Genomic DNA, 26,050 nt, shown 5'->3' on the forward strand with positions numbered 1-26,050 from the left:
ATCCAATTATTGCACGCGCGCTATGACCCGGCGGACGACGCCTGCCCTCCAGCGGTGCGTCGCGCCCGTCGGCGTCCCCACGCCCTCGCCAATGCAACCCACAGAGGGCCCACCTGTATTCCCTCCTCCTCGGCCATCAGCCGCCGGGTGCGACGGCGTGCCCGCAGGAGCATGAGGACGCCGAAGCCGACCACCGGCACCTGGACGAGCTCGGCGAGCCGGAACGAGTCGATGTCGTACAGGGCTCCCGGGTCTCCCCCGCTCAGGGCGTCGAGGACGAGCCCGATGAGCAGCATCATCGTGAAGCTCGCGGTGAAGCCTCCCACGTTGACGATGCCGTTCGCCGAGCCGAGCCGCCGGGCGGGATTGAAGGTACGGGCGAAGTCGAAGCCGATCTGGGAGGCCGGTCCCCCGATCCCCAGCGCGACGACGAGGACCACCACGAGCCAGGCGGGCGGACGGCCGGGCCAGAGCAGGACGGTGCCCCACGCGATCGTCATGAGCGCGACCGTCAGCAGCGCGAGACTCGAACGCCGGAGCGGATGGCGCACGGTCAGCAGCCCGAGGAACGGCCCGACCACGAGGCCGGTGAGCACCATGAGGGCGAGCATCGCGGAGCCGAAGGCGGGCGGGAGCCCCACCCCGAACACCATGAAGGGGTAGCCCCACATGAGCGCGAAGACGACGCCCGGCGACTGGGTCACGAAGTGCGCCCAGAACCCGAGCTGCGTGCCGGGGCGCTTGAGGCTCGCGCGCAGCTGCGCCAGCGCCTCCCTGAGGCTCGCGACCTTCTGCGCGTGCGGGGACAGCTCCGTCCCGTTCGAGACGACGGCGAGGCAGACCACGAAGGAGAGCACGGAGAGGCCGGCCGCGCTGAGGAACGCGGGCGTCCAGCCCGCCGAGTGCAGCAGCGCGGCGAACGGGATCGCGGAGAGCACCTGGCCGAACTGGCCGAGGTTGCCCATCCACTGGTTGAGCTGCGGCACCTTCCGGCCGCTGAACCACGTGTTGGTGAGGCGCAGCACGGAGGTGAAGGTGGCCGCGTCGCCCGCGCCCACCAGGACGCGGCCGATCACGGCGACCTCGAGGGTCGGCGAGATGGCGACGACCGCCTGTCCGATCGCCATGAGCGCCGCGCCGGAGACGAGCAGCGGCTTGGGCCCGAGCCGGTCGATGAGCACGCCGACCGGCACCTGCAGCGCCGCGTAGACCACCAGCTGCAGCACGCCGAGCGTGGAGAGCGCGGCGGCCGTCGAGGAGAAGCGGTCGCTCGCATCGACCGCGGCGACGCCGAGGCTCGAGCGCTGGGTGATCGACACCAGATAGGCCACGACGCCCGCGCTGAAGATGATCCAGGAGCGTCGCGAATTCACTCCCTCCAGGATACGCGCGGGCCGCGGCCTCCCCTCCGAGCCGCGCCCTCGGCCCGGGCTACGATCGAGCGGTGAGCGGGATGCGGGACGACGATGCTGCCCCCGTCGTCCTCACCGGCGGCACCTCCGGGATCGGCCGTGCGGCGGCGCTCCAGTTCGCAGCCCGCGGGCTGCCGCTCGTGCTCGGCGTTCGCGACCCGGAGCGCGGAGAGGACGTCAAGAGCGAGATCCTCGCCCTTAACCCGGAGGCGCGCGTGGACCTGATCCCGCTCGACCTGTCCGACCTCGCGTCCGTCCTCGAGTTCGCGGCCGCCTACGCCGCCCGCTTCCCGCGCTGGCGCGCGCTCGTGAACAACGCGGGCGTCACGCTCGCGCCCTCCCGGCGCCTCACCGCGGACGGATTCGAGCTGCACCTCGGCATCAACCACCTCGGGCACTTCGCGCTCACCGGACTGCTCCTGCCGTCCGCGGCGGAGGACGCACGGGTCGTCACGGTCACCTCGCTCGCGGCGCGATTCGGCCGGATCCTCTTCCACGACCTCCGCTTCGACCACGGCTACCGCTCGTTCCGCGCCTACGCGGCGAGCATGCGGGCCAACCTCCTGTTCGCGCGCGAGCTGCAGCGGAAGGCCGACGAGGAGGGGCTGCGCATCCGCTCGATCGCAGCCCACCCCGGCTACTCGGTGCCCGCCGAGCGCCTCCGCGGTCCCGTCGGCCTGCCGCGTCGCGCGGTCGGACAGGACTTCGCGGCCGGCGCGGCGCCCCTCGTGACGGCGGCGACGGATCCGGCGCTCCGCGGCGGCGAGCTGATCGGCCCCGCCGGCCTCGGGCACACCGCCGGTCGCCCGGTCGTCATCAAGCCCCCGCGCATCAAGAACGAGGAGCAGGTCGCGAAGCGGCTGTGGCGCCTGTCGGGTCAGCTGACCCGTGTGCGGTGGTGACCGCTCAGCCCTGATCCTCGTCGCTGCGCCGACGCGCGGCGAGGAACTTCTCGAGCTCGGCCGCGATCTCGTCGGCGCTCGGCACGCTGCCGTCCTCGTCGACGAGCGGCGACGGCAGCGGGTTGCCCTGCATGTACGTGTCGTGCCGCTCCTCGAGCGTGCCCACGAGCCGCGCGAGCTCCTCGCTCGCGGTCACCTGCTCGTCGATCTTCGAGACGAACTCGCGACCCTCCTCCCGGAGGCGGTCGGTCGGGAAGATGAGTCCGGTCGCGGCGCTGACGCTCTCGAGCGCCGTGACGGCGGCGAGCGGGAACTCGGTGTCGGAGAGGTAGTGCGGAACGAGCAGCACGAACCCGGTGACCGACTCCCCCTTGTCGGCGAGCCGGTACTCGACGAGGTGCAGCAGGTTGGCGGGCGCCTGCGTGCGCGGTCGCCAGGCGGACATCGACTCGACGAGGTCCGTCCGGGTGCCGGACACGGTCACCTTGATCGGGCGGGTGTGCGGCACCGGCATCGGGATGGCGTGCACCCACGTGGTGGAGATCACCTGGAACCGCTCCATGAGGCCGAGCAGGGCGTCGGCGAAGCGGTCCCACTGGAAGTCGGGCTCGTAGCCGGTGAGGAGCAGGAACGGGATGCCGAGCTCGTCGTGCGCGAGCGAGAGCACGAGGCGCGGCGGCGAGTACTCGGTGAGGTGGTCCTCGTCGAACATGATCGTCGGGCGCCGGGCGCGGTAGTCGAGCAGGGCGTCGTTGTCGAACACCGCGATCTCGGTGGTGCGCACCGTCTCGAGCAGGTACCGGTTCAGCTGGGTCACGGCGGAGCCCGCGTCGGCGAAGCCGGTGAGGCCCGCGACGAGTGCGAGACCCGTGGGCACCTCCTCCGCCGCCGGCGTCAGCTCGAAGAGCTCCTCCGGATTGCGCATGACACCCATCGTATTCGCCGCCCCGCCGGGCACCGGGCGGGGCGGGACGCTGACGGCGAACGGAGGCACCCCTGCGCCCGAGCTCCCCGCGAAACCAGGCGGAAGGGGCGTCATTAGGCTGGGGCAATGCCTCTTCCCACCCTCCGCCTGTCCTCCGAGCTGCCCGCCGACATCGAGGCGGACGTCCTCGTCCTCGGCGCCACGAAGAACGGCGACGGCGTGCGGACGCCGGAGCTTCCCGGTCTCGAGTCCCTCGCCGGCCTCCTCGAGGGCATCGGGGTCACCGGGGCACGCGACCAGGTGGTGCGCATCCCGGGCACCGGGATCGGCGCCACCAGCATCGCGATCGTCGGCCTCGGCGGCGAGGCGACGCCGGAGGCCCTCCGCTACGCCGCCGGCGCAGTCACCCGGCAGGTGCGCGGTGTGCGCAGCATCGCCTTCGCGCTCCCCGTCGAGGACGACGAGGCCGCCCTGGCGGTGCTCGAGGGCGCGGCCATCGGCGCGTACAGCTTCGACGAGTACCGCGTCGACTCCCGCGCGGGCGCCAAGTCGCCCGCCGCCGAGATCACCGTGCTCGCGCCGAGCACCGACGAGGCGCTCGTCCGACGCGCGGAGATCGCGGCCGAGGCCGTCGCCACGGTGCGCGACCTCGTCAACATGCCGCCGTCCGACCTCTACCCGGAGACCCTCGCCGAGCGCGCGCAGCAGCTCGCTGAGGGCGTCGGCGTCGAGGTGACCGTCTGGGACGAGCACGACCTCGAGCGGGACGGATTCGGCGGCATCCTCGGCGTGGGCAAGGGCTCCGTCCGCCCGCCGCGGCTCGTCAAGGTCGTGTGGGCCCCCGAGGGCGCCGAGGCGCACCTCGCGCTCGTCGGCAAGGGCATCACCTTCGACAGCGGCGGCCTCTCCCTCAAGCCGGCCGCCTCCATGGTCGGCATGAAGTACGACATGACCGGCGCCGCGACCGTGCTCGCGGTCGCCCTCGCCGCCGCGAAGCTCGCGGCGCCCGTCAAGGTCACCGCCTGGCTCTGCATCGCCGAGAACATGCCCTCCGGCAGCGCGACGCGCCCCAACGACGTGCTGCGCATCCGGGGCGGCAAGACGGTTGAGGTGCTCAACACCGACGCCGAGGGCCGCCTCGTGCTCGCCGACGGCCTCGTCGCCGCCGCCGAGGAGCAGCCGGACGCGATCATCGACGTCGCCACCCTGACGGGCGCCGCCACGGTCGCGCTCGGCACCCGGTACGTCGGCCTGATGGGCGACGACGAGCCCGTCGCCGGCTTCCTCGAGGCGGCGGAGAAGACCGGCGAGCTCGCCTGGCGCATGCCGCTCCCGGGCGAGCTGCGCGCCGTCCTCAACTCGGACATCGCCGACATCGCGAACGCCAAGCCGGGCAACACCGCGGCCGGAATGCTGCTCGCCGCGACGTTCCTCAAGGACTTCGTCGGGACGCGCCCCGACGGCACGCCGATCCCGTGGGCGCACCTCGACATCGCCGGCGCCGCGAACAACGGCGGCGGCGGATTCGGCTTCGTCCCGGCGGGGCCGACCGGGGTCACCGTGCGCGCCCTTATTGCGTTCGCCGAGGGCTTCGCCACCCCCTCCGGAGCCACGGGCGCGACCGGTCAGCCGTAGTAGGGTCGACAGGGCGGTCGGGACACGATTCCGCGCCGCCTCCGCACGACCTCGAGGAGCAACGGGTGCCTGAACAGAACTTTGACGTCGTCGTCCTGGGCGGGGGAAGCGGAGGCTATGCCACCGCCCTGCGCGCGGCCGAGCTCGGCATGTCGGTGGCGATGATCGAGAAGGACAAGGTGGGCGGCACCTGCCTCCACCGCGGCTGCATCCCGACCAAGGCGCTGCTGCACGCCGCCGAGGTCGCCGACGCCACCAAGGACTCGACGCACTTCGGCATCAAGTCGACCTTCGAGGGCGTCGACATCGCCGCGGTCACCTCCTACCGCGAGGGCATCGTCGCCAAGAAGTACAAGGGCCTCCAGTCGCTCGTGAAGGCGCGCGGCGTCACCACGATCGCGGGCGAGGGCCGCTTCGCGGGCGGCACCAGCGTCACCGTCAACGGCGACACCATCACCGGCAAGCACCTCGTCCTCGCCACCGGCTCCTACTCCCGCTCCCTGCCCGGCCTCGAGCTGGGCGGCCGCGTCATCACCAGCGAGCAGGCCCTCGCCCTGGACTTCGTGCCGCAGCGCGTCGCCGTGCTCGGCGGCGGCGTCATCGGCGTCGAGTTCGCGAGCGTCTGGCGCTCCTTCGGCGCCGAGGTCACGATCATCGAGGCCCTCCCCCACCTCGTCCCGAACGAGGAGGAGGTCATCAGCAAGGCCCTCGAGCGCGCGTTCCGCAAGCGCGGCATCGAGTACAAGCTCGGGGTCCGCTTCTCCGGCGTGAGCCAGAGCGACTCGGGCGTCTCCATCTCCCTCGAGAGCGGCGAGAGCATCGAGGCGGACATCCTGCTCGTGGCCGTCGGCCGCGGCCCGGCCACGGCGAACCTCGGCTTCGAGGAGGCGGGCCTCAAGATGGACCGCGGCTTCGTCCTCACCAACGAGCGCCTCGCCACCAACCTGCCGAACGTGTACGCCATCGGCGACATCGTCCCCGGCCTCCAGCTCGCGCACCGCAGCTTCCAGCACGGCTTCTTCGTCGCCGAGGAGATCGCCGGTCTGAAGCCGGTCGTGATCGAGGACGTCAACATCCCGAAGATCACCTACTCGGAGCCCGAGGTCGCCTCGATCGGACTCTCCGAGGCCCGCGCCGTCGAGAAGTACGGCAAGGACAAGGTCGCCACCTACGACTACTCGCTCGCCGGCAACGCCCGCAGCGAGATCATCGGCACCACCGGCTCCGTCAAGGTGGTCCGCGCGGTCGACGGCCCGATCCTCGGCCTGAGCATGATCGGCTCCCGTGTCGGCGAGCTGATCGGCGAGGCGCAGCTGGTCGTCAACTGGGAGGCGTACCCCGAGGACCTCGCGCCGCTCCTCCACGGCCACCCCACCCAGTACGAGGCCCTCGGCGAGGCGTTCCTGGCGCTCGCCGGCAAGCCCCTGCACGCTCTCTGAGCAGCGCCAGCCCACGAGATTTCTGATCGAACCGCAGTTTTGAAGGAGACAACCGAATGAGCGAGTCCGTCAACCTCCCCGCACTCGGCGAGAGTGTCACTGAGGGAACGGTGACGCGGTGGCTGAAGAGCGTCGGGGACACCGTCGAGGTGGACGAGCCCCTGCTCGAGGTCTCCACCGACAAGGTCGACACCGAGATCCCCTCCCCCATCGCGGGTGTGATCGAGGAGATCCTCGTCCAGGAGGACGAGACGGTCGACGTGGGCACCGCCCTCGTGCGCATCGGCGACGGCTCGGGCGCCGGCGGCACCCAGGAGGCCGCCCCGCTGCCCGAGCAGGAGGCCAACAACACCGCGCAGGCGACCCAGTCGGTCGCCGAGGAGCAGGCCGCCCCGCAGCCCGCCCCCACGCAGGAGGCCCCGGCCCCGCAGGCGCAGCCCGCTCCGCAGGCTCAGCCCGCTCCGCAGGCCCAGCCGGCCCCGCAGGCCCAGCCTGAGCCGGCTCCCGCCCCGGCGGCGCAGGCCCAGCCGGCACCCGCCGAGCAGGCAGCACCCGAGCCCACGGTCGAGCCGTCGCTCGCCCAGGACGCCGTGCCGTCGCCCGAGGTGGCCCCGGGCCAGGAGCAGCACTCCGACCAGGGCCAGACCCCTCCGGTCCCCGCCCCCGCGCCCGAGACGGCGCAGCAGTCGGCCCCGGCCCAGCCGGAGCCCGACCACGTCGCGGTCCAGCCCGCCGCCGAGGCGGTCGCGGCCGAGGCCGAGCCGGCCGAGGGCACCAGCGGCTACATCACGCCCATCGTCCGCAAGCTGGCGAACGAGCGCGGCGTCGACCTCGCCTCGATCGCGGGCACCGGCGTCGGCGGCCGCATCCGCAAGGAGGACGTGCTCGCCGCCGCCGAGCGTCCCGCCGCGGCGGCCCAGCCGGCCGCGGCCGCCGCTCAGCCCGCCGAGGTCGAGGTCTCCCCGCTCCGCGGCACGACGGTCAAGATGTCCCGCCTCCGCAAGGTCGTCGCCGAGCGCGCGGTCGTGTCGATGCAGTCGACCGCCCAGCTCACGACGGTGGTCGAGGTCGACGTCACCCGCCTCGCGCAGCTGCGCGACAAGGTGAAGGGCAAGTTCCTCGAGAAGACCGGCAACAAGCTGTCCTTCCTGCCGTTCTTCACCCTCGCCGCGGCCGAGGCGCTCAAGACGTTCCCGATCATCAACGCGGTGGTCGACGGCGACTCGATCGTCTACCCGGACACCGAGAACATCAGCATCGCGGTCGACACCGAGCGCGGTCTGCTGACCCCGGTCGTCCGCGACGCGGGCTCGCTCGACGTGGCCGCCCTCGCGGGCCAGATCGCGGACCTCGCCGCCCGCACGCGCAACAACAAGCTGAAGCCGGACGAGCTGGCGGGCGGGACCTTCACAGTCACGAACACCGGATCGCGCGGCGCGCTGTTCGACACCCCGCTCGTGTTCCTCCCGCAGGTCGCCATCCTCGGCACCGGCGTGGTCGTGAAGCGTCCGGTCGTGGTGAACGACGGCGTCTCGGAGGGCATCGCGATCCGCTCGATGGTCTACCTGGCCCTGAGCTACGACCACCGCATCGTGGACGGCGCCGACGCGGCGCGCTTCCTCGTGCAGATCAAGAACCGCCTCGAGGCGGGCGCGTTCGAGGGTCAGCTCGGCATCTGACCTCCGGGTCCTGAGGATCATGGCGGCTCCGCGGCGAACACGTCGCGGAGCCGCCATTCTTCGTCCACCCGGACGAGCAGCACCCCCGCACCCCCGACGCTGACGAGCGCTGCGTCGCCGGTCCGCTGCACGAACGGCGGCTCCGCCGATTCCGGAAGCGTCGGCGGCTGCGGGCCGTCCGCGAACCGGTCGGCCTCAATCAGGGGCGATCCCGGCTGATCGACGGCATCGAGGCAGCCTCGGTCGCTGCCGGCGAGGCAGGCGTCCCGGCCTGCCGCCAAGGCGATCGCCGCCGCCAGCGGGTCGTCCCCGGCGATCGCCGCGGTGTCGAGCACCACCGTCGTCGGAGTCGGCGACGGCGCCGGCGCCGGCGACGAGGTTGCCACGTCGGGGGCGTCCTCCGGCACGACGAGGAGCGCGACGACGAGCGCGGCGCCGCAGAGCAGGGCGGGCACCCACACCCGTCGCCGGACCCCGCGGATCGCGGTGACGAGGGCGCCGGCGCCCGCCCGCATCCGGCCGCCCGCCCCCGCCGGAGGCGGGGGTGGCGCCGCCTCCGGCGGGGAGATGCGGGAGGGCAGGAGCTGCTCGATGGTCGGCGGTGGCGGGGCGAGATCCACCGGTCTCGGCTCGGCCACCGCGAAGAGCGCCTCCTCCACGCGCCCCCAGTCCACGGGCGCCTGCGGCCGGGGCATCGCGAGGTCGCCCGGCAGCAGCGCCGAGGCCAGGACCGCGAAGGAGCGCGCATCGGAATCGCCGTTATGCGATGTCAGCTCCTCGCAGCGGCAGAGGCCGGCGACCACCGGAGTGCCGTCGGCGTCGAAGAGCACGTCGTCCGCTCTGAGCCGTCCGCAGGCGACGCCCGCGCCGTGGAGCGCGGCGAGGGCGCGGGCGACCGAGACGAGGACGGTCACCGCCTCCCCCGCGCTCAGCTCGCCCCGGCGCTGCAGCAGGTCCGCGAGCGACCCGCCCGGCAGCCAGCGGTAGACGAGGCCGAACCGGTCCCCCGGCAGCTCGAAGAGATCGAGCAGCGGCGCGAGGTGGGGAGATGCCGCGGCGTCGCCCGCGATCGCCGCGTCGGCGGGCCCCTCGGCGACAGTCCTGAGCACGACCGTCGCGTCGCCCGGGCCGCGGCACAGCGAGACCTCGCCGTCCGCTCCCTCCGACAGCAGCCGGATCTGCCGATACCCACCCAGTTCCACACGGGCACTCTCGCCGCCCGCCGGCAGCCGTTCCGGCCATGGCGCCGGTTCCGGGGAGGGCGCACGACCCGCCCGCCCTGGGGAGGGCGCGACGTCCCTTCCTCGGAGGACGGTTCGGGTGGGCTGTCCGCCTCCGGAGGACGCGCCGGGCGGTTGCCCGGCCGGGCGGTATCCTGTTCGCATGGCCCGAGAGTCCCGCCCCACCGCCAAGGAACCCGGGCGCTTCAAGCAGCTGTGGCAGGTCCTCCAGATGACCCGCCGCCTCGACAAGCGCGCGATCTGGTACCTGGCCGCGGCGGTGATCCTGCCGATCGCCCTCGGCATCGTGCTCGGGATCGCCCTCAGCGACGGCAACGGCTTCTCGATCGCCCTCTGGGTGATCTCGGGCGTCCTGCTCGGTCTCCTGCTGTTCCTCATCGTGCTGGGCCGCCGCGCCGAGCGCGCCGCCTACTCGCAGATCGACGGGCAGCCGGGCGCGGTGGGCGCCGTGCTCCGCAGCTCCCTGCGGCGCGGCTGGCGCGGCAGCGAGATGCCGGTCGCCGTGAACCCCCGGACCCAGGACGCGGTCTACCGCGCGGTCGGCCGTCCGGGCGTCGTGCTGATCGCCGAGGGGCCGAAGAGCCGCACCAGCCGCATGCTCGAGGACGAGAAGCGCAAGGTGTCGCGCATCCTCCCGAACGTGCCCGTCTCGAGCCTCCAGGTGGGTCCGGACGCCGACTCCATCAAGCTGCACGACATCAACCGGCGGCTCGGCAAGTTCAAGAAGTCGCTGAGCAAGGCCGAGGTCGTCGCGGTCAGCAACAGGCTCACCTCGCTGTCAACGAACAAGCTCCCCATCCCGAAGGGGATCGACCCGCTCAAGGTCCGCCCGCAGAGGATGCGCTGACCTCATGTCCCCCGCCGACGCCGCGAAGCTGCTCGGCGTGGATGTCGGTGCCGGCATCCAGGAGATTCAGCACGCCTACGCGCGCCAGGCGAGGCTGAATCACCCTGACCTGCTCGTCGACGCCTCCGACGAGGAGCGCCGCTCGGCAGGGCTCCGGTTCGCCGAGCTGCACGACGCGCGGGACGCCCTGCTGGCGCAGAAGCCGGTGCTGCCGGTGGAGGTCCTCTACGAGGACCGGCCGTCGCGGCGCCCGGCCGGCCCGATGCGTGGCCCGTGGTCGACGGTCCTCGTCTTCCTGGTGCTCGCGATGGTCGTCGTGTTCGTCGTCACCATGCAGGACGGCTTCCGCATGGACATGGTCGAGAACCTGCGTGGAACGACGATCGAGACCCCCTCGCCCTGACGCTCTGCGCCCTGACGGTCCGCTTCAGCGGACGTTGACGAGGACGGTGCCCGAGAAGACGTCGTGCAGGCCCCGCTGGTCGGCGTCCCAGATCAGCGCAGGCACGAACAGCGCGAGCAGCCCCGTGCGGAGGATCGGCCGCCACCAGCCGGCCCATGTGTTCTTCAGGGTCACCACGCGCATCCCGAGGATCAGGTGGCCGAGGCTCCCGCCGAAGGGGATGAGGAAGATCAGCTGCTCGATCACGAAGATCACGAGGCTCGCGAACGAGCTCTCGTAGAAGAACGCCAGGTAGACGAGGAAGCAGACGGCGAAGTCGATCGCGATCGCGGCGATCCGGCGCCCCGGCCTGGCCACGGAGCCGACGCCGCTCTGCGGCCGCCCGAGCCGGTCCCCCGGCCAGCGGTTGGCGGGCGGAGAGGCGTTCGGCACCCCGAAAGCCTAGCCCGGCACCGTGTAACACCCCCGAAACAAACCTGACACCCGAGGGAAACTGGGCCCACCTACCGTCGATGGAGGCTGTGTTCGCAGCCGCATCGACACGCAACTGGGAGTTCCTACCTACATGTCGCATCCGAAATTCAGTGACTCGTCCGAGGTGATCAAGTTCATCAAGGACACGGACGTCAAGTTCCTCGACATCCGCTTCACCGACCTCCCTGGTGTGCAGCAGCACTTCAACATCCCGGCCGCGACCGTTGACGAGGACTTCTTCTCGGTCGGCCAGCTCTTCGACGGCTCCTCGATCCGCGGCTTCGCGAACATCCACGAGTCCGACATGCAGCTCATCCCGGACATCTCGACGGCCTACATCGACCCGTTCCGCAGCGAGCGGACGCTGATCATGGTCTTCGACATCTACAACCCGCGGAACGGCGAGATCTACTCGAAGGACCCGCGTCAGGTCGCCAAGAAGGCCGAGAAGTACCTCGCCTCGACCGGCATCGCCGACACCGCGTTCTTCGCCCCCGAGGCGGAGTTCTACATCTTCGACGACGTGCGCTACGAGGTGAACCAGCACACGAGCTTCTACAAGGTGGACTCGAGTGAGGGCGCCTGGAACAGCGGCCGCGAGGAGGAGGGCGGCAACCTCGCCAACAAGACCCCCTTCAAGGGCGGCTACTTCCCGGTGAGCCCGGTCGACCAGCACGCCGACATGCGCGACGACATCGTCCTCAAGCTGATCGACGTCGGCCTCGAGGTCGAGCGCAGCCACCACGAGGTGGGCACCGCCGGTCAGGGCGAGATCAACTACAAGTTCGACACGATGGTCCACGCCGCGGACGACATCCTGAAGTTCAAGTACATCGTCAAGAACACGGCGAACCTCTGGGGCAAGACGGCGACGTTCATGCCGAAGCCGATCTTCGGCGACAACGGCTCCGGCATGCACACCCACCAGTCGCTCTGGAGCGACGGCAAGCCGCTGTTCTACGACGAGGCCGGCTACGGCGGGCTCTCCGACCTGGCGCGCTGGTACATCGGCGGCATCCTCAAGCACGCCGCGTCGATCCTCGCGTTCACGAACCCGACGACGAACAGCTACCACCGTCTCGTCCCGGGCTTCGAGGCACCCGTCAACCTCGTCTACTCGGCGGGCAACCGGTCGGCCGCGATCCGCATCCCGATCACGGGCACCAACCCGAAGGCGAAGCGCATCGAGTTCCGCGCGCCCGACGCCTCAGGCAACCCGTACCTCGCGTTCGCCGCGCAGCTGATGGCGGGCCTCGACGGCATCAAGAACCGCATCGAGCCGCACGAGCCGGTCGACAAGGACCTCTACGAGCTCCCGCCGGAGGAGGCGAAGCTCATCCCGCAGGTGCCGGGCTCGCTCGACGCCGTCCTCGACGCCCTCGAGGCGGACCACGAGTTCCTCACCGCCGGTGGCGTGTTCACCGAGGACCTGATCAGCACGTGGATCGAGTACAAGCGCGAGAAGGAGCTCAAGCCGCTCGCCGCTCGTCCGCACCCGTTCGAGTACGAGCTGTACTTCGGGGTCTGATCCCTCGGGATCCTGGGAGGGGGTCGCGACCTGTCGGTCGCGGCCCCCTTCGGCGTTCCCGGCGCCGGCCTGTGCTCAGTCCCTCCGCTTCACCGCACTGGCCCAGACCCAGGTGCGGTGCTTCGAACCGTCCCGCAGCTCGAACTCGATGCAGACGGCGCGGTCGGTCCACGCGACCGCTCTCCCGTCCAGCTCGACGGACGCCTCATGGAAGCGGACCCAGCTCGTCACCGGGATCGGCTCCTTCGCCTCGGTGACGCGCTCCCCCACCTCGGCCCGGGTGAGCCCGACGGGACGCGGCTTGATGACGCTCTCGCTGATCGCCTGACGACTGAGGTCGCTGCCGTACCGCCGATTGTTCCCCACTCTTCGAAGATACCTTCGAATGCCGACGGCGAGAGCCGCGTCGGCACGCTGCGGAAAACGGGGCTTCAGCAGGCGGCGTCCTCCGCCGGCACCGTGCCGTCGAGCAGGAAGCCCTCGACCGTCCGGTGCACGCAGGCATTTCCCGCACCGTATGCGGTGTGGCCCTCGCCGTGGAAGGTGAGCAGCCGGCCGGAGTCGAGCTGGTCGGCCAGCGAGCGAGCCCACGCGTACGGGGTCGCCGGGTCGTTCGTCGTGCCGACGACCAGGATCGGCGGCGCCCCCGCCGCGTCGTACTCGGCGGGCTGCGGGGCAGGCGGGACCGGCCAGCCGGCGCACGCCAGGTCGACCACGGCGAAGTCGTCGAAGGCGAGGTAGCGGCCGAGTGTCGGAGCGGCCGCATCCAGCTCCGCCACTCGCTGCAGCGTGTCGGCCGAGTCGCTCCGGAAGTCGTCGTCGACGCACGTCACCGCGAGGTAGGCGTCCGTGAGGTTCGACGCGTAGCGGCCGTCCGGCCCGCGCTCGTAGTAGAAGTCGGCAAGAGCCATCGCGACGTCGGGATCACCCTCCCGCACCCCGCGGATGGCGTCGCTCAGCGCAGGCCACAGCTGATCGCTGTACAGAGCGGCGGAGATGGCGACCCCGAACGTCGCCGAGTCCAGCTCGCGGCCGTCCCGAGCCGTCAGGCTGCGCCGGTCCACCCCGGCGAGCAGCCGATCCAGCTCGCCGAAGGCGCCCTCCGGCCCACCGACCAGTGGGCAGTCCACCTCGCCGAGGCACCATTCGGCGTAGGAGTGCAGCGCGCTCTCGAAGCCCCGATACTGGGCGCGCGTCAGCTCGAACGGCGTGAGGGTCGGGTCGACAGCGCCGTCGAGCACCATCCGGCCCACCTTGTCCGGAAAGAGCTCCGCGTAGGTGGCGCCGAGGAAGGTGCCGTACGAGAAGCCGAGATAGTCGAGCTTGTCCCCGCCGACCAGTGCGCGCAGCAGGTCGAGGTCGCGGGCGCTGCTCGCCGTGTCGATGTGCGCGAGCAGATCGCCCGACTCGGCGCAGGCCGCGACCCGGTCCTCGACCCTGCCCGCGAGCTCCTCCAGCCAGGCGGTCGTGCCGTACGGGGCGTCGAAGGTGCCGTAGAGGAACTCGTCCTTCTCCCGGTCGTCGCCGCACTCCACCCGGGTCGACCGTCCGACGCCGCGGGGATCCCAGCCGATCACGTCCGCCTCGTAGTGGAGGGTGGCAGGCGCCCACGGAGTCGCCACGAAGTCGACGCCGGACCCGCCGGGCCCGCCCGGGTTGACGAAGACCACCCGTTCCGGCGCGTTCATGGCGGGATCGCGGATGAGCGCGAGCGTGATCGGCTCGCTGGAGGGATCCGCCCAATCGAGGGGTGCCTCCACCTCCGCGCAGGAGAAGCTCCCCTCGCAGGCCGCCCACTCGACCTCCTGCGCGAAGTACCGTTCGAAGCCCGCCGGGCCGCGCTCACCGCGCTCAGCCGGGGCGGGTCGGCAGCCGCCGAGGGCCGGCGCCGCGAGGGCCGCGACGAGCAGCGCGACGGCCGCCCGGCGGAACCCGCCGCTCCGCTCCCCCGCGAGACGCCTCATAGCAACACGCTCCCGTCTTGGTCGCTCCGGGCACGGGACGTTCGTCCCCTGTGCCGCCTGAGGCTACTCGGACGACCCCGGGTCAGCTGTGCGCCGCTCGAACAGATACCGCGCCGTGAGGGCGACCGCGCGATCGTCGTCGTGCTGCAGGCGGCCGAGCGCGGCGGTGGCGGCGGCGCCCGGGATGTCCGCGAGCGCCTGCGCGATCCGCCGGCGGGCCGCAGGGTCGAGTGCGTCGTCGTCGAGCGGATCGACGAGCCCGGCCGCGATGCCGTCCGCCAGCTCGGGGCGGCGCGCGAGCGCGCTCAGCGCGTCCGCCGCGTCGACGTCGCTGATGCCGACCAGCACCATCGCGAGAAGGGTCGGCACGGCATCCGGGACTCCGCGAACGCCGAGCGCGAGCGCCGCGCTCCTCCGGACGCCCAGGTCGGAGCTGGTGAGGGCCCGCCGCAGCAGCTCCGTCGCATCCTCGCCCGGCAGCTTCGCGATCGACCGGACTGCCCGCTCCCGCACCTCCGGGTCCGAGGAGTCGAGGCCGACGCCGAGCAGGTCGAGCCCGCCGCCGTCCGAGCGTGCCAGTGCCCAGCGCAGGGCACCCGCGACGTTCGGATCCGACTCCCCCAGCACCGCTTCGGCGAGCACCCCAGAAGGCGCCGAACCGTCGGCCGTGTCCAGCGCCGCCCGCAGGCGCCTCCCGGCGCTGTCCGAGCCCAGCGCCTGCAGGAGCGCCACGATCCGCAGCACCTCCTCCCAGGCGTCGGGGCCTGCCGACTCCACCCGGCGCAGTCGCGACAGCAGCTCGTTCTCGCGGGCGATGCGCTCCTCCGTCGAGCGGACGAGGTCGCGGACGAGCGCTGCGGGAGCGAAGCCGGGGTCGTCGAGTGCGCGGCCCACCTCGCGCAGGGACAGCCCCAGTGAGCGGAGGCTCTCCACCTCGAAGATACGGCGGATGTCCTCGCTCGAGTACTCGCGGTAGCCGCCGACCGAGCGGCCCGTAGGGCGGACGAGACCGAGCGACTCGTAGTGCCGGAGCATGCGCGCGCTGACGCCCGAGCGCCGGGCCACCTCACCGATCAGCATGGCTCTCCTTCCGTTCCGGACCTCCTGCGGCACGGCCCTTCGCCTCCCGAATTCCCGGATCGAAGCCGGCGTCCGGGTCCTGCAGGAGGCGCTCCGTCGCGAGCGCATGCGCCCGCACGGCCGGCCGAGGATCGGCGATCGCACCGTCCAGCACCGATGCAACCACGTCGCCGAGCGCGAGGAGCGCTCGAGTGAGGCTGAGCTGCAGCTCGCGGTCGCCCCGGCCGAGCTCGGTCGCGAGGATCGCCGCCAGCTCCCCCCTCTCCTCCTCGGGCACCAGCACGACCGCCGCGCGCCAGGCGCTGCGCGCGACGCCGTCCTCCGCCGCCGTCAGCAGGGCGGGAGTGATCGCCAGCCAGGCCCGGCGGTCCCCGATCTTCGACAAAGTGTGCAGCGCCTGGCTGGTGGCCTGCACCGATCCGATGCGCAGTTCGTCGAGGAGCTTCGGAAGGGTGATGGCGGAGGGCAACCGGGCGATGGCCCAGGTGAGCATGTCGCGGACGAAGAAGTCGGGCTCCGTCCTGCAGCGCAGAAGGAGGGCGTCGAGGAGGAGCGGGTCAGCGGAGGTTCCGGCCGCCAGTGCCGCACGGAGCCGGGTGGACGGGGACGGGTGGGCGAGGGCGGCGAGCAGGGCCGCGCTCTCGGGGCGCCGGGTCGTCGAGTTCATGAGGCCAGTCGAGACCTTGTCACCGTGTGAAGGTCAAGGACCCCCATAGACGTGCCGCTCCACCTCGGGGGACGACCGGTCCTCGACTCGCGAAGCAGGGGGGCCATCGAGGGGGTGCTCCTCCTTGAGGGCCGTCGGTCGGGGCGATACCTTCCCTGCACGGCGGCTACTCCAGTGAGGGCGGCGGGGATGCAGGCAGCGGTGCACGTCCGGATCGCGGCCACGATTGCGGCGTTCGCGCTCCTGGCGGCTCCGCTCGTCGGCTGCACCTTCCCGGGAGGCGGAGAGCGCACCCAGAGCCCTGCGCCGACGGTCAGCTGTCCCGACGAGCAGGGCGGAAGCTGCCGCGGCGAGCTCGCGCCCGGGACGTACACGACGATCGAGCTCGATCCGTCGGTGACCTACACCGTCCCGGGCGAGGGATGGACCAACACCGAGGATCGCGCGGGCGGCTTCGTCCTCCTGGCGCCGGGCACCACGGCCGAGGACCTCCGGAGCGGCGCGGACGCCGACCTCGTGGCGATCATCCCCGACGTGCTCCCGGTCGCCGGACCCTGCGACTTCGCGCCTGCCGAAGGCGTTCCGGCGACCCCGCAGGCGTACGTCGACCGCCTGTCCGCGGAGCCGGCGTACGCGGTGACGCCACCCCGGCCCGTCGAGGTCGGCGGGCTCGACGGCCTGGCGATCGACATCTCCCTCCGCGCCGACGCCGCACCCTCCTGCCTCGATGACCCCGAGTGGGCGCCCGTGCTGCTCGGCATCGACGAGGACGGCACCGCTGCCGCGACCGGGGCCACCCCGCGGAGCCTCACCCGCTTCTACCTGCTCGCGCGGGGCGACGGCGTGCTCCTCGTCGAGATCGACGCGACGACACCCGGCTCCGCGATCGTCGAGGACCTCACGGCCGTCGTCGAAGGGCTGGAGATCGAGCCACTCACCCCCAACGCGTAGCGTCCCACCAGTCCTCGTCGCCGAGGGCAGTGCCGCTCAATCCTCGTTGCCGAGGGCTGTGCCGTTCAGTCCTCGTTGCCGAGGGCTGTGCCGTTCAGTCCTCGTTGCCGAGGATCTCCGACCGGTCGACGATGGCGCGCGCATCCTCCGCCGGCAGGTGCCACACCAGCGTCGTCGAGATGGTCGCCATCGGCACCTTGTTCGACTCGGGCGGCTCGAAGCTCACCACCACGTTCGTCGGCTGCACGTGCTCGCCGAACTTGAGGTCGAGCATCTCGGCCAGCAGACGCATGATGCGCTCGTCGCTGTAGTTCCGCCGCACATCCGCCATGGTCCGACGGTACGCCCTTCCGCCGCGCGCACGGGCGCCGCTCGCAACCGGACGGCCATTTCGCAACGGCACGCGGTTGCAGAATGCGCGTTTCGTTGCGGACGCCGCCCCCAGGGTCAGGTGAGCCTCCGGCTCATCACGGCGCGGCCCGTCGTGGGGCGCTCCGTCACCTCGAGGCCCGCGGACGCGAACAGCGAGACGGTGCCGTGGAAGAGCTCCGCGGCGGGGAGTCCCGGCCGAGCCTCGTGTCGACTGGGTAGGCCTCGACCACGCGGGCGCTGTGAGCCGCGCGTGCTCGACCGCGGCTGCGGCGAGTGTGCGGGCGACACCGCGGTTCCGGTAGCCCGTGCGCACCACCAGGCAGGTGATCGACCACACCGAGGCGTCGTCGAAGGGCTCGCCGCTCCTCCGGGCCACTCGCGAGGTCCGCAGCCGCTCGTAGGCGGTCCGAGGCTCCACCGCGCACCAGCCGACCGGCTCGCCATCGAGGTAGGCGACGAGTCCCGGCCCGGGCGCCGCCCGCGCCTGCTCCCGGAGCCTGCTCCGGCACTCGTCGCGGTCGGCGGCACGGAACTCCGGCCCGGACAGCTTGAACCACTGGCACCAGCACCGCGCCGGGTCGCCGCGGGTGCCGAACACCGTCTCGACGTCCTCCCACGGCACCGCGGCGACCTCGCGCACCGTCACGTCGCTCATCGCCATCCCTCCCGCGCGGGTGCTGCGGACAGCTGCACCCCCGCACACCGTCGTGTCCTGTCCGCACGACCCGCACCACTCGCCTCATCGCACGTACTGCCGGGTGCCGTCGAACACGGGCGTGTAGTCCCAGTGCTGGTCGTTGCGGCGCATCGCCTCGGCCACGATCACGCGCCGCGGGATGCTCGCTTCCCCCTGCGCGGCCAGCGCGTCGGGGTCGAAGCGCTGCAGCAGCAGCGCGTGCAGCTCAGCCTCCACCCCCGCGTGCTCGGGGCGCCCGGACAGGTCCGTCCACTCGTTCGGATCGGCTTCGAGGTCGAAGAGCTGGCGGTCGTGGCCGTGGATGTACACGTACTTCAAGCGCCCGCGCCGCACCAGGAAGCACGGCGCCCGCACCTTCTCGAGGTGGTACTCGGAGAACACCGGCTCCTCGCCGGACGCCTCTCCGCGCACCGCCGGCAGGAGGCTGCGGCCGTCGAGGTCGGCCCGCCGCTCCTCCGGCACCTCCGCCAGGTCGAGGAGGGTCGGCAGCAGGTCGATCAGGGAGACCGGCGTCGTGACCACGCCTCCGGCATGCGCGCCGTCCGGAAAGGTGAGCGTGAGCGGCACGCGCACCGACCACTCGTAGAAGGTGCGCTTCTGCACCATCCCGCGCTCGGTCATCATGTCGCCGTGGTCGCTCGAGAAGACGACCACGGTGCGGCCGAGCTCGCCCGACGCCTCGAGCGCGTGCAGCAGCTCGCCGATCTTCCGGTCGATGTAGCTGAGGGCGGCGTAGTAGGCGCGGCGGAGGTGCCGCAGCGACTCCGGGTCGCGCAGGTCGTAGCTCGCGCTGTCGTGCGCCTCGTTCGCCCAGCGGTCCATCACCGACTGCGCGATGCCGTCCGGCCACGACGAGGTGGGGATGTCGACGCCCTCGTAGAGGTCCCAGTACTCCTGCTGCACGTGGAACGGGTCGTGCGGGTGATGGAACGAGACGACCATCCCGAACGGCTCGGCCGCGCCCGTCCTCCCCCGCTCCCGCAGGTACTGCAGCGCACGGTGCTGCGTCTCCTCGTCGAAGTCGAGGAACTGCGTCCACGTGCGCACGCCGGGATCGGGGTCGGAGTAGTGCCGCGCGTGCCCGCCGGCCGGGAAGCGGCCCTCCTCGTCGACGACCGGCACCCAGTCGACGCCCGCCGGGAACACGTCGGTGGTGAGGCGGCGCCGGAAGCCGTGCAGCTGGTCGGGCCCGATGAAGTGCATCTTGCCACTGAGGACGGTGTCGTAGCCCTGATTGGTCAGGTAGTGACCCATCGTCGGGACGTCGGACGGCATCACCGACGCGTTGTCGAAGCAGCCGAGAGCGGATGCGTCCCGCCCGGCGATCAGCGCCGCCCGCGCGGGCGCGCACAGCGGCGACGCTGTGTAAGCGGCGTCGAATCGGACCCCCTCGTCGGCGAGGCGCTGCAGGTTCGGGGTCCGCGCGACCGGGTCGCCGTAGGGCGAGGTGAGGAACGGGACGACCTGGTCGGCGAGGATCACGAGGATGTTCGGCGGCGGCCGGCCCCCGGAATCGCCGTCGGTCGTCCCCGTCGTCGCCACGCTGCGCATCCTCCTCGGCAGGGGATCTGGGAACGATCCCCTCACCCGTTCTAGCAGGTCAGATCTCGGGCCGCACCCGCACCGGCTCGCCGTAGAAGAGCCGCTCGAACACGGAGCGCGAGCGTCTCGTCACGCGGAGGTACTCGTCCTCGAGGACGGCGGCCGATCCGGGCGGATGGCCCAGCAGGCGCGCGACGGCGTCGAGCTGGCGCCGCTCGGCGGGCAGGATGTCGGCCGTCTTGTTGGTCCACAGCGTCATCGCGGACCGAAGGCGGGACGAGAGCAGCCACGCGGCCCGCAGCCGCTCGGCGTCGGCCGCCGCGATCAGGTCGGCCGCGACCGCGGCGTGCAGCGCCTTGAGCGTGGACTGCGTGCGCAGCCCCGGAACCCTGCCCGCGTTGGTGAGCTGCGTCAGCTGGACGAGCCACTCCACGTCGCTGAGAGTGCCGCGGCCCAGCTTGAGGTGCCGCGTCGGATCGGCGCCCTGCGGCAGGCGCTCGTTCTCGACGCGGGCCTTGATCCGCTTGATCTCGCGCACCTCGGCATCGGGCACCGACTCCGGATAGCGCACACGGTCGGCGAGCTGCGTGAAGTCGCGGACCAGGTCGTGGTCGCCCGCCACTCCCCGCGCGCGCAGGAGCGCCTGGGCCTCCCAGGTGAGCGACCAGCGCGAGTAGTACGCCTCGTAGGAGCGCAGGGAGCGGACACGCGGCCCCTGCTTGCCCTCGGGCCGCAGGTCGAGGTCGAGCTCGAGCGGCAGTCGGTGGTCGGTGGTGAGCCGGGTGATCTCGGTGGCGATCTGCTCCGCCTTCGCCTGCGCCACCTCGGGCGCCATGCCGGCGATCGGGCGGTAGACGTACATGATGTCGGCGTCGGAGCCGAAGCCGAGCTCGCCTCCCCCGTACCGGCCCATCGCGATGATCGCGAACTCCGGCCACGGCCCGCCGTCCCGCCGGATCACCCGGAGCACGCCGGACAGCACCGCGCTCGTCACGCTGGAGAGGGCCTCGCCGAGCTCCTCGATCTTCGCGAGATCGAGGATGCCGGCCAGGGCGAGGCGCAGCACCTCGCGCCGCCGCGCCGTGCGCAGCGCGGCCGCCGCGATGTCGCGGTCGGGGTGCCGCATCACGGTCGCGCTCGTCTCCTCGCGGAGCGCCTCCCAGGTGCGCGGCCGCAGGTCGGCGTCGTTCTCCAGCCAGCCCACCGCCTCGGGGTAGCGCTCCAGCAGCTCGACGACGAAGCGCGACCCGGACAGCGCGGTCGTGAGCCGGAACGCCGCCTCGTGGCTGTCGCGGAGCATCCGGAGGAACCAGTGCGCGTCACCGAGGGACTCGCTGATGCGGCGGAAGGCGAGCAGCCCGCCGTCCGGGTCCGGGCCCTGGGCGAGCCACTGCAGGATCACCGGGAGCAGGTGCCGCTGGATCGTCGCCCGCCGCGACACGCCCTGCGTGAGCGCCGCGATGTGCCCGAGGGCGCCGCGCGGGTCGACGAAGCCGATGGCCGCGAGCCGCGCCTCCGCCTGGGCGCTGGTGAGGGCCAATGCCTCGCCCGGCATACGCGCCACCGCGGACAGCAGAGGACGGTAGAAGAGCTTCTCGTGCAGGCTCCTGACCGCGACCTTCGTGCGCTGCCATCGGCTGACGAGCTGCTCGGCGTTGCCCGCGAGGCCGGTGGCCCGCGCGAGCACGCGGAGGCGCTCCTCCTCGCGGGGCATGAGGTGGGTGCGGCTCAGCCGTTCCAGCTGGAGGCGGTGCTCGAGCAGGCGGAGCACGCGGTAGTCCTCCGCGAACTCGGCGGCCTCCGACCGGCCGATGTAGCCGGCCGCGGCGAGGGCGTCCAGCGCGTCGAGGGTGCTCGGGACGCGGATGCTCTCGTCGGTCCGCCCGTGCACGAGCTGCAGCAGCTGGACCGTGAACTCGATGTCGCGCAGTCCGCCCGCGCCGAGCTTGATCTGGTGCTCGGTCTCGTCGGCGGGGATGTGCTCGGTGACGCGCTCGCGCATCCGCTGCACCTGCTCGACGAAGCTCGGGCGCTCGGAGCTGCTCCACACCTTCGGCGAGAGCCGCTCGACGTACTGCGCGCCGAGCTTCCGGTCGCCGGCCATGGCCCGGGCCTTGAGCAGCGCCTGGAACTCCCAGTCGCGGGCCCATCGGTCGTAGTAGGCGAGGTGCGAGTCGAGGCTGCGCACGAGGGCGCCGTCCTTGCCCTCCGGCCGGAGGTTGGCGTCCACCTCCCAGAGCGGCGGCTCGACGGCGATCTCGTGGATGCCGCGCATGGTGAGCATCGCGAGCCGGGTGGCGATCGCCATGGCGCGCTCGGCGCCGAGGTCCGCACCCTCCGCCGGCTCGCCGACGAAGATGACGTCGACGTCGCTCACGTAGTTGAGCTCTCGGGCGCCCGCCTTGCCCATGCCGATGATGGCGAGCCGGGTGGCGGCGATCTCCTCCGCCGGGTAGCGGCCGGGGCCCGCACCGGGCCGGGCGGCGTCGGCGCGGGCGACGGCGAGGGAGGCGTCGAGGGCTGCGGCGGCCAGGTCGGCGAGCACCACGGTGACGGGGCGCACCACCGTCTGCGGATCCTCCTGGCCGAGGTCCCACGCCGCGAGGCGCAGCAGCTGGCGGCGATACCGGGCCCGCAGCGCGACCCGGCCCTCGTCCCCACCGACGCCGGCGACGCCGTCCTCCCCCGCGCCGACCGCGTCGAGCAGGTCGGCGCGCAGCTCCTCCGCGGTCGGCAGCGCGTCGAGGGGCACGGCGAGCACGTCCAGCGCATCCGGGTGCCGCTGCAGGTAGTCGGCGAGCCCGGTCGAGGCGCCGAGGACGAGCAGCAGGCGCCGCGTCGACCCCGTCGACTCGAGCGTGCGCCTCACCGGCTCCGGGTGCCGCCGCGCGAGCCGGAGCAGCTCGTCGAGCGCCTGATCCGGGTCCGCGGCCGCCCCGAACAGCGGCATCAGCTCGTCGTCCGCGCCGACCAGCTCACCGAGCTCGTCGAGGCGGTCGCGGACACTGCCGAGCCGGGCGAAGCCGAGGCGCGCCAGCTCGCTGAGAGTGGTCAGCTCGCGGCGCACGTCAGCCCCGTCGGCCGGCTAGAGCGCCTGCAGGTTGGTGCGCAGCTCGTACGGCGTCACCTGGGCACGGTAGTCCCGCCACTCGCGGCGCTTGTTGAGCAGCACGTAGTTGAACACCTGCTCCCCGAGCGTCTCGGCGACGAGCTCCGACTCCTCCATGTACTGGATGGCGTGGTCGAGGCTCGCGGGCAGCGGCGCATAGCCGAGCGCGCGGCGCTCGGGGTCGGTGAGCTCCCACACGTTGTCCTCGGCCTCGGCGGGGAGCTCGTAGCCCTCCTCGATGCCCTTGAGGCCCGCGGCGAGGAGCAGCGACAGCGACAGGTACGGGTTCGCGGCAGAGTCGATGGCTCGGTACTCCACGCGCGAGGACTGACCCTTGCCCGGCTTGTAGAGCGGCACGCGCACGAGCGCTGAGCGGTTGTTGTGGCCCCAGGTGACGAAGCTCGGCGCCTCGCCCAGCTTCGAGTCGGTGGTGCCCCAGAGCCGCTTGTAGGAGTTGACGAACTGGTTCGTCACCGCGGTGATCTCCGGCGCGTGCTTCAGCAGGCCGGCGATGAACTGCCGGCCGATCGCGGAGAGCTGGTACTGCGCGCCCGCGTCGAAGAACGCGTTCGTGTCGCCCTCGAACAGCGACATGTGCATGTGCATGCCGCTGCCCGGCTCGGTCTGGATCGGCTTCGGCATGAACGTCGCGTAGACGCCCTGCTCGATCGCCACCTCCTTGATGACCGTGCGGAACGTCATGATGTTGTCCGCCGTGGTGAGCGCGTCGGCGTAGCGGAGGTCGATCTCGTTCTGGCCGGGGCCCGCCTCGTGGTGGCTGAACTCGACCGAGATGCCGAGGTCCTCGAGCATCCGCACCGAGCGGCGGCGGAAGTCGTGCGCCGTGCCGCCCGGCACGTTGTCGAAGTAGCCGGCCGCGTCCACCGGCTCCGGGCCGCCCTCGCCGTAGCCGCTCGACTTGAGCAGGTAGAACTCGATCTCGGGGTGCGTGTAGAAGGTGAACCCGCGGTCGGCGGCCTTCGCCAGCGCCCGCTTCAGCACGTTGCGCGGATCGGCGGCGTGCGGCTGGCCGTCCGGCGTCGTGATGTCGCAGAACATGCGGGCCGTCGGGTCGATCTCGCCCCGCCACGGCAGGATCTGGAACGTCGTGGGATCCGGATGCGCGAGGACATCCGCCTCGAATGCGCGGGTAAGGCCCTCGATGGCGGAGCCGTCGAAGCCGAGTCCCTCCGCGAAAGCACCCTCGACCTCGGCCGGGGCGATCGCCACCGACTTGAGCGTGCCGATCACATCGGTGAACCAGAGGCGCACGAACTTGATGCCGCGCTCTTCAATGGTTCGGAGTACGAAGTCGCGCTGCTTGTCGACCACGCTTTCCCTTCCTGGGGTCGGGCCCCAGGGCCCCCATTACTGCCTCACTAGGCTAGTGGCTATGCCGAAGGTCCGCTTGGCGCTCGCCCAGACCAACCCCATCGTCGGAGCCTTCGAGGAGAACTCGGACGCGATCGTGGACTACACCCGGCGCGCCGCCGAGGCCGGGGCCGACCTCGCCGTGTTCGGTGAGATGGCGCTCTCCGGCTATCCGATCGAGGATCTGGCGACGCGGCCGTCCTTCCTCAGTCACAGCCGCGCGATGCTGACGCGCCTCGCCGAGCGGCTGGACGAGGAGGGGCTCGGTGATCTGCCGGTCATCGTCGGCTTCCCCGACGGCCCGTTCGAGCCGCGGCTGAACAGCCTCGGCAACGCGCCCTCCGCGATCGCCCAGAACTGCGCGGCGGTCCTGCACCGCGGCGCGGTCGTGGCCCGGCAGGCGAAGTTCCACCTGCCCAACTACTCAGTGTTCGACGAGTACCGCAACTTCATCCCGGGCGACGAGCTCACCGTCCTGCGCCTCGGCGACGTCGACATCGCCCTCGCCGTCTGCGAGGACATCTGGCGCGACGGCGGACCGGTCAGCCGCGTCTCGAGCGCCGACGCCGGCATCCTCGTCGTCATCAACGGCTCGCCGTACGAGCGGGACAAGGACGAGGTCCGCCTGCCCCTCGTCACGCGCCGCGCCGTCGAGACCGACACGATCGTCGCCTACGTGAACCTCGTCGGCGGGCAGGACGACCTCGTCTTCGACGGCGACTCCGTGGTCGTCGACCAGAAAGGCGGCATCCTCGCGCGGGCACCCCAGTTCCGCGAGCACCTCCTCGTCGTCGACGTGGACGCGGCCGAGGCCACTCCCCCGGGCATCGTCGAGGGCGTGAACCGCGTCGAGCTGCCCCGGCCCGAGCGCGACCGCGTCGAGCTTCCCCGGGACATCGCGGAGCTGCCGGACGACCGCGAGCAGATCTGGAACGCGCTCGTCGTCGGCCTCCGCGACTACGTCGACAAGAACCGCTTCAAATCGGTCATCCTCGGCCTCTCGGGCGGCATCGACTCGTCAGTGGTCGCCTCCCTCGCCGCGGACGCACTCGGCGCCGACCGCGTCTACGGCGTCTCGATGCCGAGCCGGTACTCGAGCGACCACTCCCGCTCCGACGCCGACGACCTCGCCGAGCGGATCGGGGTGCACTACCGCACCGAGCCGATCGCCGACATGGTGAACGCGTTCGAGGACCAGCTGCACTTCACCGGCCTCGCGGCGGAGAACCTGCAGGCCCGGGTCCGCGCGATCATCACGATGGGGCTCGCGAATCAGGACGGGCACCTGCTGCTCACCACGGGCAACAAGACCGAGCTCGCGGTCGGCTACTCGACCATCTACGGCGACTCCGCGGGCGGCTTCGCGCCGATCAAGGACGTGCCGAAGATGCTCGTGTGGGAGCTCGCGCGCTGGCGCAACGAGCACGCGGAGGCGCGGGGCGAGACGCCGCCCATCCCGGAGAACGCGATCGTCAAGCCGCCGTCCGCGGAGCTCCGGCCCGACCAGACCGACCAGGACTCGCTGCCCGAGTACGAGGTGCTCGACCAGATCCTCGACGCCTTCATCAATCAGCGCTTCGGGCCGAAGGACATCGCCTCGCAGGGCTTCGATCCGCAGCTCGTGGACGAGGTCATCCGCATGGTCGACCGGTCGGAGTGGAAGCGCCGGCAGAGCGCGATCGGCCCCAAGATCTCGGCGATCGCCTTCGGCCGCGACCGGCGCCTGCCGATCACGTACCGCCACTTCCAGTGATCCGCGCCCGCTGAGCGGCGCGGCGCGGGGTCGCTCGGGAGCGGCTGGGGACGGCGCGG

21 protein-coding genes are annotated in these 26,050 nt (G+C 72.0%); 9 read left to right on the forward strand and 12 right to left on the reverse strand.

Annotated elements, in window-relative coordinates; genetic code table 11:
* Positions 1–20 precede the first annotated feature (20 nt).
* The gene (locus J3P36_RS03235; RefSeq protein WP_210505804.1) at positions 21–1,373 is read right to left on the reverse strand and encodes a nitrate/nitrite transporter; all 1,353 of its coding nucleotides are present in this window, start codon (positions 1,371–1,373) and stop codon (positions 21–23) included.
* Positions 1,374–1,453: 80 nt separating this feature from the next.
* Here J3P36_RS03235 and J3P36_RS03240 point away from each other — a divergent pair, with 80 nt between their 5' ends.
* Positions 1,454–2,314, forward strand: a complete 861-nt coding sequence (locus J3P36_RS03240) for an SDR family NAD(P)-dependent oxidoreductase (protein WP_246854298.1) — start codon at positions 1,454–1,456, stop codon at positions 2,312–2,314.
* Positions 2,315–2,318: 4 nt separating this feature from the next.
* Here the strand turns inward: J3P36_RS03240 and J3P36_RS03245 are convergent, their stop codons facing one another.
* Positions 2,319–3,239 carry a proteasome assembly chaperone family protein gene (locus tag J3P36_RS03245; RefSeq protein WP_210505806.1) on the reverse strand — a complete coding sequence of 307 codons (921 nt, stop codon included), beginning with the start codon at positions 3,237–3,239 and terminating at the stop codon, positions 2,319–2,321.
* Between the two features lie 126 nt (positions 3,240–3,365).
* Between J3P36_RS03245 and J3P36_RS03250 the strand changes: the two genes are divergently transcribed.
* The 3 genes from J3P36_RS03250 (at position 3,366) to sucB (ending at position 7,992) form a co-directional block, all read left to right on the forward strand.
* A complete protein-coding gene (locus J3P36_RS03250; RefSeq protein ID WP_210505807.1) occupies positions 3,366–4,874 on the forward strand; it encodes a leucyl aminopeptidase in 1,509 nt (502 codons plus the stop codon).
* A 65-nt stretch (positions 4,875–4,939) separates the two neighbouring features.
* Positions 4,940–6,313, forward strand: coding sequence for a dihydrolipoyl dehydrogenase (lpdA, locus tag J3P36_RS03255; RefSeq protein ID WP_210505808.1), 1,374 nt, complete (start codon positions 4,940–4,942; stop codon positions 6,311–6,313).
* Between the two features lie 56 nt (positions 6,314–6,369).
* Entirely contained in the window at positions 6,370–7,992 is a 1,623-nt protein-coding gene (sucB, locus tag J3P36_RS03260) for a 2-oxoglutarate dehydrogenase, E2 component, dihydrolipoamide succinyltransferase (protein WP_210505809.1), read from the forward strand.
* 17 nt (positions 7,993–8,009) lie between these two features.
* Here sucB and J3P36_RS03265 read toward each other — a convergent pair whose 3' ends face one another.
* Complete coding sequence (locus tag J3P36_RS03265) at positions 8,010–9,194, reverse strand: hypothetical protein (RefSeq protein WP_210505810.1); 1,185 nt, start codon at positions 9,192–9,194, stop codon at positions 8,010–8,012.
* A gap of 181 nt (positions 9,195–9,375) precedes the next feature.
* Here J3P36_RS03265 and J3P36_RS03270 point away from each other — a divergent pair, with 181 nt between their 5' ends.
* Together J3P36_RS03270 and J3P36_RS03275 are read left to right on the forward strand one after the other, a co-directional pair.
* Positions 9,376–10,080: a DUF4191 domain-containing protein gene (locus J3P36_RS03270; protein ID WP_210505811.1), complete on the forward strand. Its 705-nt coding sequence runs from the start codon at positions 9,376–9,378 to the stop codon at positions 10,078–10,080.
* 4 nt (positions 10,081–10,084) lie between these two features.
* On the forward strand, positions 10,085–10,483 hold the full coding sequence (locus tag J3P36_RS03275; protein WP_210505812.1) for a J domain-containing protein: 399 nt from the start codon (positions 10,085–10,087) through the stop codon (positions 10,481–10,483).
* A gap of 24 nt (positions 10,484–10,507) precedes the next feature.
* Here the strand turns inward: J3P36_RS03275 and J3P36_RS03280 are convergent, their stop codons facing one another.
* A complete protein-coding gene (locus tag J3P36_RS03280) occupies positions 10,508–10,915 on the reverse strand; it encodes an RDD family protein (protein ID WP_210505813.1) in 408 nt (135 codons plus the stop codon).
* Positions 10,916–11,048: 133 nt separating this feature from the next.
* Here J3P36_RS03280 and glnA point away from each other — a divergent pair, with 133 nt between their 5' ends.
* Positions 11,049–12,485, forward strand: coding sequence for a type I glutamate--ammonia ligase (gene glnA, locus J3P36_RS03285; RefSeq protein WP_210505814.1), 1,437 nt, complete (start codon positions 11,049–11,051; stop codon positions 12,483–12,485).
* Between the two features lie 75 nt (positions 12,486–12,560).
* On the opposite strand, the gene J3P36_RS03290 is transcribed toward glnA, so the two are convergent.
* From J3P36_RS03290 to J3P36_RS03305, 4 genes are all read right to left on the reverse strand, one after another.
* Positions 12,561–12,851 carry a hypothetical protein gene (locus J3P36_RS03290; protein ID WP_210505815.1) on the reverse strand — a complete coding sequence of 97 codons (291 nt, stop codon included), beginning with the start codon at positions 12,849–12,851 and terminating at the stop codon, positions 12,561–12,563.
* 65 nt (positions 12,852–12,916) lie between these two features.
* Positions 12,917–14,449 (reverse strand): alpha/beta hydrolase, encoded by a 1,533-nt coding sequence (locus J3P36_RS03295; RefSeq protein ID WP_210505816.1) that lies wholly within the window; start codon positions 14,447–14,449, stop codon positions 12,917–12,919.
* Positions 14,450–14,512: 63 nt separating this feature from the next.
* The gene (locus tag J3P36_RS03300; RefSeq protein ID WP_210505817.1) at positions 14,513–15,529 is read right to left on the reverse strand and encodes a HEAT repeat domain-containing protein; all 1,017 of its coding nucleotides are present in this window, start codon (positions 15,527–15,529) and stop codon (positions 14,513–14,515) included.
* A complete protein-coding gene (locus J3P36_RS03305) occupies positions 15,516–16,196 on the reverse strand; it encodes a HEAT repeat domain-containing protein (protein WP_210505818.1) in 681 nt (226 codons plus the stop codon). Before J3P36_RS03305 ends, J3P36_RS03300 begins: the two co-directional genes overlap by 14 nt.
* Before the next feature lie 189 nt (positions 16,197–16,385).
* Between J3P36_RS03305 and J3P36_RS03310 the strand changes: the two genes are divergently transcribed.
* Positions 16,386–17,147 (forward strand): hypothetical protein, encoded by a 762-nt coding sequence (locus J3P36_RS03310; RefSeq protein WP_210505819.1) that lies wholly within the window; start codon positions 16,386–16,388, stop codon positions 17,145–17,147.
* Between the two features lie 94 nt (positions 17,148–17,241).
* Here J3P36_RS03310 and J3P36_RS16185 read toward each other — a convergent pair whose 3' ends face one another.
* From J3P36_RS16185 to J3P36_RS03335, 4 genes are all read right to left on the reverse strand, one after another.
* A complete protein-coding gene (locus tag J3P36_RS16185) occupies positions 17,242–18,174 on the reverse strand; it encodes a GNAT family N-acetyltransferase (RefSeq protein WP_246854123.1) in 933 nt (310 codons plus the stop codon).
* Positions 18,175–18,258: 84 nt separating this feature from the next.
* The gene (betC, locus tag J3P36_RS03325) at positions 18,259–19,758 is read right to left on the reverse strand and encodes a choline-sulfatase (protein WP_210505821.1); all 1,500 of its coding nucleotides are present in this window, start codon (positions 19,756–19,758) and stop codon (positions 18,259–18,261) included.
* A 58-nt stretch (positions 19,759–19,816) separates the two neighbouring features.
* Positions 19,817–22,825, reverse strand: a complete 3,009-nt coding sequence (locus J3P36_RS03330; protein ID WP_210505822.1) for a bifunctional [glutamine synthetase] adenylyltransferase/[glutamine synthetase]-adenylyl-L-tyrosine phosphorylase — start codon at positions 22,823–22,825, stop codon at positions 19,817–19,819.
* Between the two features lie 18 nt (positions 22,826–22,843).
* Positions 22,844–24,199, reverse strand: a complete 1,356-nt coding sequence (locus J3P36_RS03335; RefSeq protein ID WP_210505823.1) for a glutamine synthetase family protein — start codon at positions 24,197–24,199, stop codon at positions 22,844–22,846.
* A gap of 61 nt (positions 24,200–24,260) precedes the next feature.
* Between J3P36_RS03335 and J3P36_RS03340 the strand changes: the two genes are divergently transcribed.
* On the forward strand, positions 24,261–25,991 hold the full coding sequence (locus J3P36_RS03340) for an NAD+ synthase (RefSeq protein ID WP_210505824.1): 1,731 nt from the start codon (positions 24,261–24,263) through the stop codon (positions 25,989–25,991).
* Positions 25,992–26,050 lie beyond the last annotated feature (59 nt).

The organism is Naasia sp. SYSU D00057 (assembly GCF_017916505.1).
Classification (GTDB): domain Bacteria; phylum Actinomycetota; class Actinomycetes; order Actinomycetales; family Microbacteriaceae; genus Naasia.

Coding starts and splice junctions, on each gene's coding strand:
- J3P36_RS16185 (WP_246854123.1), bottom strand. CDS start 18,174: ATGAGCGACGTGACGGTGCGCGAGGTCGCCGCGGTGCCGTGGGAGGAC.
- glnA (WP_210505814.1), top strand. CDS start 11,049: ATGTCGCATCCGAAATTCAGTGACTCGTCCGAGGTGATCAAGTTCATC.
- J3P36_RS03310 (WP_210505819.1), top strand. CDS start 16,386: ATGCAGGCAGCGGTGCACGTCCGGATCGCGGCCACGATTGCGGCGTTC.
- sucB (WP_210505809.1), top strand. CDS start 6,370: ATGAGCGAGTCCGTCAACCTCCCCGCACTCGGCGAGAGTGTCACTGAG.
- J3P36_RS03295 (WP_210505816.1), bottom strand. CDS start 14,449: ATGAGGCGTCTCGCGGGGGAGCGGAGCGGCGGGTTCCGCCGGGCGGCC.
- J3P36_RS03305 (WP_210505818.1), bottom strand. CDS start 16,196: ATGAACTCGACGACCCGGCGCCCCGAGAGCGCGGCCCTGCTCGCCGCC.
- J3P36_RS03300 (WP_210505817.1), bottom strand. CDS start 15,529: ATGCTGATCGGTGAGGTGGCCCGGCGCTCGGGCGTCAGCGCGCGCATG.
- J3P36_RS03340 (WP_210505824.1), top strand. CDS start 24,261: ATGCCGAAGGTCCGCTTGGCGCTCGCCCAGACCAACCCCATCGTCGGA.
- J3P36_RS03270 (WP_210505811.1), top strand. CDS start 9,376: ATGGCCCGAGAGTCCCGCCCCACCGCCAAGGAACCCGGGCGCTTCAAG.
- J3P36_RS03250 (WP_210505807.1), top strand. CDS start 3,366: ATGCCTCTTCCCACCCTCCGCCTGTCCTCCGAGCTGCCCGCCGACATC.
- J3P36_RS03245 (WP_210505806.1), bottom strand. CDS start 3,239: ATGCGCAATCCGGAGGAGCTCTTCGAGCTGACGCCGGCGGCGGAGGAG.
- J3P36_RS03275 (WP_210505812.1), top strand. CDS start 10,085: ATGTCCCCCGCCGACGCCGCGAAGCTGCTCGGCGTGGATGTCGGTGCC.
- J3P36_RS03240 (WP_246854298.1), top strand. CDS start 1,454: ATGCGGGACGACGATGCTGCCCCCGTCGTCCTCACCGGCGGCACCTCC.